General features: G+C 44.4%; 8 protein-coding genes and 1 pseudogene. 4 read left to right on the plus strand and 5 right to left on the minus strand.

Features of this window, described 5'->3' with window-relative positions:
- Nucleotides 1-186 precede the first annotated feature (186 nt).
- Together polA and ABFQ95_05920 are read left to right on the plus strand one after the other, a co-directional pair.
- Nucleotides 187-2916: a DNA polymerase I gene (gene polA, locus ABFQ95_05915; protein MEN8237061.1), complete on the plus strand. Its 2730-nt coding sequence runs from the start codon at nucleotides 187-189 to the stop codon at nucleotides 2914-2916.
- Nucleotides 2917-3106: 190 nt separating this feature from the next.
- A complete protein-coding gene (locus tag ABFQ95_05920) occupies nucleotides 3107-3607 on the plus strand; it encodes an OmpA family protein (protein MEN8237062.1) in 501 nt (166 codons plus the stop codon).
- A gap of 64 nt (nucleotides 3608-3671) precedes the next feature.
- On the opposite strand, the gene ABFQ95_05925 is transcribed toward ABFQ95_05920, so the two are convergent.
- Genes ABFQ95_05925 through ABFQ95_05935 form a run of 3 tightly spaced genes read right to left on the minus strand, consistent with a single transcriptional unit; the run spans nucleotide 3672 to nucleotide 6610 of the window.
- Complete coding sequence (locus ABFQ95_05925) at nucleotides 3672-4904, minus strand: cation:proton antiporter (protein MEN8237063.1); 1233 nt, start codon at nucleotides 4902-4904, stop codon at nucleotides 3672-3674.
- Nucleotides 4905-4919: 15 nt separating this feature from the next.
- Nucleotides 4920-5687, minus strand: coding sequence for an NAD kinase (locus ABFQ95_05930; protein ID MEN8237064.1), 768 nt, complete (start codon nucleotides 5685-5687; stop codon nucleotides 4920-4922).
- Nucleotides 5684-6610 (minus strand): zinc ABC transporter substrate-binding protein, encoded by a 927-nt coding sequence (locus tag ABFQ95_05935; protein ID MEN8237065.1) that lies wholly within the window; start codon nucleotides 6608-6610, stop codon nucleotides 5684-5686. The genes ABFQ95_05930 and ABFQ95_05935 overlap by 4 nt, the downstream gene beginning before the upstream one ends.
- A gap of 70 nt (nucleotides 6611-6680) precedes the next feature.
- Here ABFQ95_05935 and ABFQ95_05940 point away from each other — a divergent pair, with 70 nt between their 5' ends.
- Complete coding sequence (locus tag ABFQ95_05940) at nucleotides 6681-7187, plus strand: DNA starvation/stationary phase protection protein (protein ID MEN8237066.1); 507 nt, start codon at nucleotides 6681-6683, stop codon at nucleotides 7185-7187.
- Here ABFQ95_05940 and ABFQ95_05945 read toward each other — a convergent pair.
- Nucleotides 7184-7726, minus strand: a complete 543-nt coding sequence (locus ABFQ95_05945) for a hypothetical protein (GenBank protein ID MEN8237067.1) — start codon at nucleotides 7724-7726, stop codon at nucleotides 7184-7186. The two genes, ABFQ95_05940 and ABFQ95_05945, sit on opposite strands and share 4 nt — an antisense overlap.
- A 180-nt stretch (nucleotides 7727-7906) precedes the next feature.
- Here ABFQ95_05945 and rnhA point away from each other — a divergent pair, with 180 nt between their 5' ends.
- Nucleotides 7907-8371 (plus strand): ribonuclease HI, encoded by a 465-nt coding sequence (gene rnhA, locus ABFQ95_05950; protein MEN8237068.1) that lies wholly within the window; start codon nucleotides 7907-7909, stop codon nucleotides 8369-8371.
- 137 nt (nucleotides 8372-8508) lie between these two features.
- On the opposite strand, the pseudogene ABFQ95_05955 reads toward rnhA, so the two are convergent.
- Nucleotides 8509-8724, minus strand: a pseudogene (locus ABFQ95_05955) (DDE-type integrase/transposase/recombinase).
- Between the last annotated feature and the right edge of the window lie 168 nt (nucleotides 8725-8892).

Genomic DNA, 8892 nt, shown 5'->3' on the forward strand with positions numbered 1-8892 from the left:
GAGAGCTACGTCTGTGATGAAACAACGTACCCATTGTGCTGGATAAGAAAACGGTAAAACCGGACATTTCTAAATTGCTTAACCGGACATTATCAAATTTCTCCTACACCACCCTATTTCCTCCCTGATTTTATCCTGAATCTATGCTAGACAGATAACATGTCCTTACCATTAAAAGTCACCCCAATGCCAAAACACCTTTATCTTGTCGATGGATCCGGTTTTATCTTTCGGGCGTTTCATGCGCTGCCTCCCTTTAGCCGTCCAGACGGCACTCCGATTAACGCCGTGTTTGGTTTTACAAATATGCTGATGAAGTTTTTAGGAGAAACAGACGTAGACCATCTGGTTATTGCCTTTGATACTGCTTGCAAAAACTTTCGTAACGAAATCTATCCTCTTTATAAGGCCAATCGACCTCCTCCTCCTGAAGAGTTGATTCCTCAGTTTCCATTGATTCGAGAGGTCTGCAAAGCCTTTAATGTTCCCACCATAGAAATGGAAGGCTTTGAAGCCGATGACCTAATTGCCACATACGTAACCAAGGCTAGATCCGAGGGAGTGAACGTTACCATTGTGTCATCCGACAAAGATCTGATGCAATTGGTGACAAATGATGTGCATATGCTTGACCCCTTAAAAAACAGAGATATTGGTATCGAGCAAGTCATTGAAAAATTTGGCGTTCCTCCAGAAAAAGTAGTTGATGTGATGGCCCTGGCCGGGGACTCTGTGGATAACGTTCCAGGGGTTGCAGGTATTGGCGTCAAAACGGCAGCCGAGCTTATTAATCACTATGGTGATCTTGAAACGCTCTTACAACATACAGGTGAAATCAAACAACCAAAGCGGCGTGAGCGTTTACAACAGCATGCTGAGGACGCTCGAGTCTCCTACAATCTTGTCACCTTATGCCTTGAGGCTCCAGTAACCCAGTCTATTGAAGAATTCAAAAAACGAGAGCCTGACATCAAGAGTCTGACACAGTTTTTAACTGAGCAAAACTTCACGTCTATTTTGGCACGCCTTGAAAAAAAAGGCCTGTCCAGCACGCCTCAAAAGAAAGAGGAAGCCAAACAAGACTATCAGTTGGTACAAACAGAAAGCGATCTTAAACAATGGATTGATCAAATTTATGCAGCAGGGCAGGTGGCTGTTGATACCGAAACCACTGGGCTTAACCCGATGCAGGCAAAGCTGGTTGGCTTTTCCCTTGCTGTCAATCCAGGAAAAGCCTGCTATGTCCCTCTGGCCCACAAGCTACCAACCCCTGATCTATTTACCAAGCCTGAGTACTCCAAACCGCTGCAACAAATTGAGTTAGAAACTGCGCTTTCGATGTTGCGCCCTGTGCTGCAAGATCCCTCCATTCTTAAAATTGGTCAAAACCTAAAATATGATGCGCTCATTCTCAAACGATATGGGGTGGAGTTTGCTACCATTGACGACACCATGGTGATGTCCTACGTGCTGGACGGCACTACTCATGGACATGGGATGGACGAACTGGCAAAGCTTCACTTAGGGCTGACCACCATAAAGTACAAAGATATCACCGGAACGGGCAAGGACGCAGTGACATTTGATTATGTTCCCCTCGATAAGGCATGTAAATACGCTGCTGAAGATGCAGATATCACCGCACAGCTCCACAGCATTTTAGCGCCACGTCTTGTGAAAGAATCGGCAAAATCCGTTTACGAAACTCTTGAACGGCCTATGGTGGGGATTCTCACCCAGATGGAAGCCCACGGGATATGTGTTGATGCCAGGCAGTTGAAATCTCTCAGTCACGATTTTTCCAGGCGTCTTGGAGAGCTTGAGCAAGAAATCCACCAAATAGTCGGACGTTCCTTTAATGTTGGATCACCTAAACAATTGGGAGAAATTCTGTTTGATGAAATGAAGCTACCCGGCGGCAAGAAAGGTAAAACCGGGGCTTACTCCACCGGTGCTGAAGTACTGGAAACCCTTGCTAGCCTTGGTCACGAACTGCCTAATAAAGTTTTAGATTGGCGCCAACTTGCCAAACTTAAATCAACCTATACCGATAGTCTCATTAAGCAGATCAACCCAAGCACCAGGCGTGTGCATACTTCGTACGCTATGACTGTAACTTCAACGGGCCGTCTGTCATCATCAAAGCCCAATTTGCAAAATATTCCTATCCGTAGTACAGAAGGATTGAAAATTCGCCGCGCTTTTGTTGCTGACCCTGGACACCAACTGATGTCCTTTGATTATTCGCAAATTGAGTTACGTATTTTTGCTCACATGGCCAACATCGAAAGCCTCAGACAAGCCTTTCTTCGGGGTGCTGATATTCACACCCAAGCGGCTTCTGAAATTTTTCATGTCACTCCGGAAGAAGTTGATGCGAACATGCGAAGCCGGGCTAAAATTTTGAACTTTGGCATCATTTACGGCATTAGTGCAGTGGGGCTTGCCCGGCAACTGCGCATACCCAAGGCAGAAGCTGCAGAACATATTGAACATTATCTCGAACGCTATCCAGGTATCCCCATTTATATGGAGCAAACTAAGGCCCAGGCCCGCAAGCAAGGGTATGTTTCAACTTTGTTTGGACGGCGTTGCTATATTCCAGAAATTTTAGATAAAAACCCGGCTCGCCGAGGTTTTGCTGAACGTCAGGCCATCAATGCCCCCTTGCAAGGAACAGCATCGGATATTATCAAACATGCCATGGTACGCATTCCCAACGCTCTTGAAGATCAAGGCTTAAAGGCACGTATGTTGCTACAAGTCCACGATGAATTGATTTTCGAAGTCCCGGAGCAGGAAATAGAAGCCACTCAGAACATTGTAAAGAAAATTATGGAGCAAGCTGCTTTCTTAGATGTCCCACTCACTGTTGATATTGGGGTGGGACCCAATTGGGCAGATGCGAAGGATTGAGAGTTTTCTTCAAGCTATCTTGTCGTTCCTCTTGATTCCTTAGCCCGAAAACTTTAATCTAATTTTGGATAAAGGAAAATCAGGCTAAATCGGTGGATCAAGAATCCTATACATGATAGTTTGATTTTAATATTTTTTTTATCATTTCTTGTTACATTAGGATCGAAGAGAAACGAAAAGGGGAAGACAAATGAAACTCAAATTAACGACAGCTCTTGCAGCCAGTGCCTTTTTGGCAGCCTGTCAGAATTCACCACAATACACAGAAGATGAGAAAACAGTTGAAGCAAAAGCAATTCCGGGATCAGCTGCAGATTTTGCACAGAATGTTCCTGATAGTGCTTATTTTGCTTTTGATCGTTCTGATCTTAATCACGATGCAAGGCATAACTTGTTACAACAGGTTGAGTGGCTCAAGCGCTACCCACAAATGGCTGTTGTTATCGAAGGCCGTACTGATGAAAGAGGTACTCGTGAGTACAACCTAGCACTAGGTGAGCGCCGTGCGGTTGCCGCCAAAAGATTTATGGCTGCAAACGGTGTTGGCGAAACCATGCAGGGTCACGGTCGTAATAGCAATCGTCACATTCGTACCGTTAGCTTCGGTAAGGAAAAGCCTGTAGCTACTCAAAGTGCTGGCGACGAGAAGGCTTTTCAGCTGAACCGCGTAGCCACAACAAAAGTTGAATAAATTTTCAAACTTTTGTTCTGACTGAAACATTAAAACCACCCACAATTTTTTGTGGGTGGTTTTTTTATGGCTTCAGAGCAGCAGGTTTTGAGCCAAGATAGACTTGCAAAATTCCCGGCTGAATCAGTAATGGAACGAAATTAATCACGAACGCTAAACAAAGAAAGATCATTTTGTGCTCGTAGTCTTCAGGCATCATTAACACCAGGGCAATAGCAATAGGTCCTCTCAGCCCGCCGAGCATCAAGACATTTTGCCAAGCCAGGGGAAGAGGATGGCGCATGATACGAAGAACACCGCTTCCAAGGTAGACGATGACTGCTCTTGAGAACACCAAGACAGCAATGACTTCGAGTAGGAGCCAAGTAATAGGGAAATCATGACCGCCAGTTTCAAAGCCTAGGGTGAAAAACAAGAGGGCATTCAGAACCAAGCTGAGATAGGTCCAAAAAGGATCAAACAAATTACAGCTATCGAGTGGCCTTGCTATAGGACCTGTGCCAGAGCGCACCTTGATAAAACTCATAGCTGATGCCAAAACCGCAATCACTCCAGAAACATGCAGGATTTGTTCTCCTATTATAAAGGCAGACAAGGCTAACATAATGCTAAGGGTTAACTCGGTTGAGACCCGATAATCTTGCCACCACAACAATAACTTGGCGGTAATCCAGCCATAGAGCCAACCAAATACTAAAGCTCCACCTAAGGCCCATATGAATTTCAGACTGAAAAGAGTTGCCTCTATCTCCATACCTTTAATGGCTAAGGCTGCACAGGTTGTGTAAACGACTACCGCCAAACCATCGTTAAACAGTGATTCTCCCTCGCAAATGGTTTGTAGGCCTTCAGGCAGACTATATCGTTTCAAGAGAGCAGCAACTGCGCCTGGGTCTGTTGCTGAAACTGCTGCTGCAAAAAAGATTCCATCTATGATGCGAATCTCCATCAGGTAAGCAATCGGCAGACCAATCAAAGCCAGACTTGCAAATACACCTGCGAATGCAAAAAAAGCAATGGGCACGAGTTGAGAGCGAATTTGTTTGGGGTGTAACAGATGGCCGCTAGCAAAAATTAGCAAAGGGAGTACCACAAAAAATAGTACGTGTGGATCCAGATGGGTGGCAGGTAGCCAAGGATATATGTACCTGCGCAATAGTGCATAGCCAACTCCGAGACACAAAAACCAAGCCTCAGGTGGTATCCAAGTGCGGCGAAAGTAGTGGTTGACAATGGCAAGCATCCCTAAAAAGACACATATTTGTGTAATGATTGTCATTAGCGCATTGAGTTCCATGTTTATTCCTTCCAATCAACTCAAAAATTGTTCGTTAATAATCCGCTCTTCTAGATTATGGCTTTTGTCAAAGAGCAGTTGCAGGGTGATGTTGCGATTTTCACAGACGCGTACCTCAGTGACATGTTGCACTTCGGTAAAGTCAGCAGCCGCAATTACTTCGCGTTTTTCTGGTTCAAGAATTTCAAAAATGATTTGTGCCTCGTGCGGTAAAAGCGCGCCAGACCAGCGCCGCGGACGAAAGGCGCTAATAGGCGTGAGAGCCAGTAGCTTTGCTTGCAAGGGAATAATGGGTCCTCTAGCTGAAAGGTTATAGGCAGTGCTTCCCGCAGGAGTTGCCACTAAGACGCCGTCACAGATCAACTCGTTAATTCGGACAATATCATCCACCTTGATGCGGATTTTGGCTGCTTGTCGGGTTTGCCTCAGCAGTGAGACCTCATTAATGGCTTTGGCGTAATGTTCTTTGCCCTCTTGGGTTATGGCCACCATGTCGAGTGGATGCAAGTTGACTTTGTTAGACTCAGCTAGGCGCTGCATGAGGTTTTCTGTTGAGAATGTATTAAGCAAAAAACCGATACTACCAAAGTTCATACCAAATACAGGAACATTTATTTTCATGTATTTATGTAGCGTTTGCAGCATAAAACCGTCTCCTCCAAGGGCAATGATTATATCTGCCTGGTGGGGAGGCACACTTGAGTAGATCCTTTCAAGTGTTGCAAGAGCGACTTGTGTTGGTTTTGTTGTATCTGCTAAAAAAGCAACCTTTGGATCGCTCATCGTGGAGATGTCCTAGGTTGTTGCTTAAAGCAGGTGATCAATGTTTTGGCGAGATTGCGCATCACCGCAAAATAAGCCTGATCTGTAGAAGCTTGAGGAGCTTCTAAAGGATCAAGAGTCCTTACACAAATGCCAGTGTGTTTAGCCAGTGTTTTGATGCTGGATTGGTCAAATTGCGGTTCTTGGAATAGGCATTGAACGCCAAGGTTTTTGATATTTTCTATATTATCGCTAAGCTGTCCTACCGTGAGGGGTTGCCCGGGGTTGGCTGTAATGATGTGCCATCCTTCCAGCTGATAATGCTTGGCAAAATACTGCAAGCTATCGTGGAATACGAAAAAAGGTTGCTTTTGGTAAGGTCGCAGAGCCGTTTTCAATTCAGCATCCAAAACATCGAGTTTTTCTGCTAGCACCGTGGCATTGGCTGTGTACAATTCAACGTGATTTGGGTCCAACCGACTTAAAACTTCAGCAAAACCTATAACAAATTTTTTGGCATTTTGTGGATTTAGCCATAGATGTGGATCTGTAGTGCTTTGATGGTGATGACCGTGTGGATGATCGGTGGAGTTTAAAGGAAGTAATTGCATACCTTCAATGCGGATTATTTGTAGCTGATGCTGCATCGATTTTTGCAAGGAGTCGAGAAAAAATTCAAGTTCAGGGCCTACCCAAACGAACAAATCAGCCTTGTGAATGCGTTCAATATCTGAAGGCCTAAGGAAAAAAGTATGCGGTGATTGTTGTACTTGCATCAGTAAATCTGGCTCACCAACACCCTTCATGACCCCTGCTGCAAGCGATTGCAGCGGGCGAATGCTTACAAGAACGCTGGGTACTTTGGCCTCAGGTTGTACTGCATGTAGCTGTGGATACAACAGCATCGAAAAGAACACTAAAAAAGTACAGTAAATGCGTATCATGAGCTTTCTAACGATTTATTAAATATCTGGTGGGTATTATATCTCAAATTGATAAAAAAGGAGAGAGCCAATGGCGCAATTGGATAGTCTTGACAGAAAAGTGGGTTCCTTCAGCTTAAATGCTGGCATACGCAAGCAGGAAATCTCACACATTGTCCAAGGGTTAATGATTGCTCTGGCGAGCAACTATACCCTTTCGCTTAAAACACAAGGATGTCATTGGAACGTAGTGGGGCCTCACTTTTACGCCCTGCACAAACTTTTTGAGGAGCAATACGATGACCTGGCCGTGGCCAGTGATGATTTGGCCGAACGTATTCGTACACTCGGATCAATGGTGCCGGCGCGTCACGCTGATTTTGTTAAGCTAACACGGCTCCAAGAAGCAAGCTATGACCAACCTATCCGTGCTCTCTTGCAAGAGTTGGTGAGTGATCATGAAAGCATGGCAGCATTTTACAAAGAGCTATTTATACTCGCTGAGCATGCCCATGATCAGGCAACTGCCGATCTTTTGGCTCAGCGCATGGCTGTTCATGAAAAAACAGTATGGATGCTAAGAGCGACTCTAGGCTAGGGCAATTTACCTGCTAGCTGATTACGAGTATAGAGACTTTTATTCTCTGTCCACTGGTGATTTTCAACCTGAAATCCAGCATATACCTTTGTTTGGTCTAATTTGATGTTTTCTGGTAACACAAGCTCATACTCATCTTCGGGTAGTTCATATGTGCGGCGTTCTTTTCCGTCGAACTCCAGCAAAACAGGAAACACCTCTTTGGCAATCAGCTGGTTATTTGCATCGACCAGGGCAATGAAATAGGATGTTTTGACTTCCTGGGGTTTTTGCGAGTGAAACCGTTGCGCCGTGATTTGTGGATTCAGTTTGATACTGATCTGATTATCTTCAGTGCGGCACCGTGGCTTGATGCGATCAATATAGGCTTTGGCTAAAAGCTGATCCGACTCTGGGTCTTTGACTGTATGTAAAGAGAGGTCTCGGACAATATATGTAGCAGGACACGCCTGCGCGCTTCGTTTGCCTGAAAGTATGGGGTTAGAATTACATCCTCCAAGCAACACGCATCCTAACAAAACAAAAGCTATTTTCAGCATCAATGAACTCCAATCGACATTTTCTTTGCAGGGTGATATTGACCCTGGCATACTACAGACTTAAACATTAAGTACCTTATATACACACATATGTATATACCCGTCAGATTGCAAAATGTGAGCTTTTGACGAACCCACAGTTTGAAAGGTGATGGGTATAGGCTATTTAAAGGAGCACAGATGAGCCAAGATGTAATTGATACCGTAGATATTTATACCGATGGCGCGTGCAGTGGTAATCCAGGTCCTGGAGGGTGGGGGGCGATTTTGCACTACAAAGGTAAGAAGCGTGAAATGTCGGGTTCTCACCCAAAAACAACCAACAATCGTATGGAAATGATGGCTGCTATTGAGGCACTAGAGACTCTCACACGCAGGGTCAAGGTGCGGGTGCACACGGACAGTCGTTATTTGCAAGACGGCATGAACCAGTGGATCCACAATTGGAAGCGCAAAAATTGGAAAACATCAACTAACAAGGATGTGAAAAACAAAGATCTTTGGCAACGTCTTGATATTGCTTGCCAGCGTCACGAGATTTCCTGGCACTGGGTTAAAGGTCATGATGGACATCCGGAAAATGAGCGCGCTGACCTTTTAGCACGTAACGCTATTATCGCTGCAATGATTGAAAAAGAAACCTAGTGCTTCGTCAGACCTTAATTTTAGGTTTGTCTGATTGAGTCCACGAAGTGCATAACTGTGGCAGGGTTGTTCAGGGTTCTGTCGCATCTGTTGGGGGTGCCCGTGAAATTTCTAAAAACGATATTCCCCTTGACAAACTACGCCATCAGAACCATGAAATTATGGAATGTTGATAATTTAGAGTCGTAACCTGTTGTTTGCCCTTTTTGTATAATTCTCATGTTTTCAATTCCTTTAATTGTTGCCCAAGCAGAGTAAAAGGTTTTAAATCCTAATGTTGGACGCGTTCGCTTTTTTACAAATCTATGGTCTTGCTCAACAATATTATTGAGATACTTGTTCTGTCGAATTTCAAATTTTCAAAGGGTGTGACCCTGAAACGATGTAGCGATACGGTCATTTCGCTAGAATTCCTGCTAATCCGGGACTGGGTTAGTCGTATTCCCTAAAGTATCTTGGATTTTAATAAAAACTTAACTAGATTGTACTCCTGTCAACCAAAAAGGAGTAAGAAAATGCTT

Source organism: Pseudomonadota bacterium, from assembly GCA_039714795.1.
In the GTDB taxonomy this organism is placed as follows: domain Bacteria; phylum Pseudomonadota; class Alphaproteobacteria; order JAGOMX01; family JAGOMX01; genus JBDLIP01.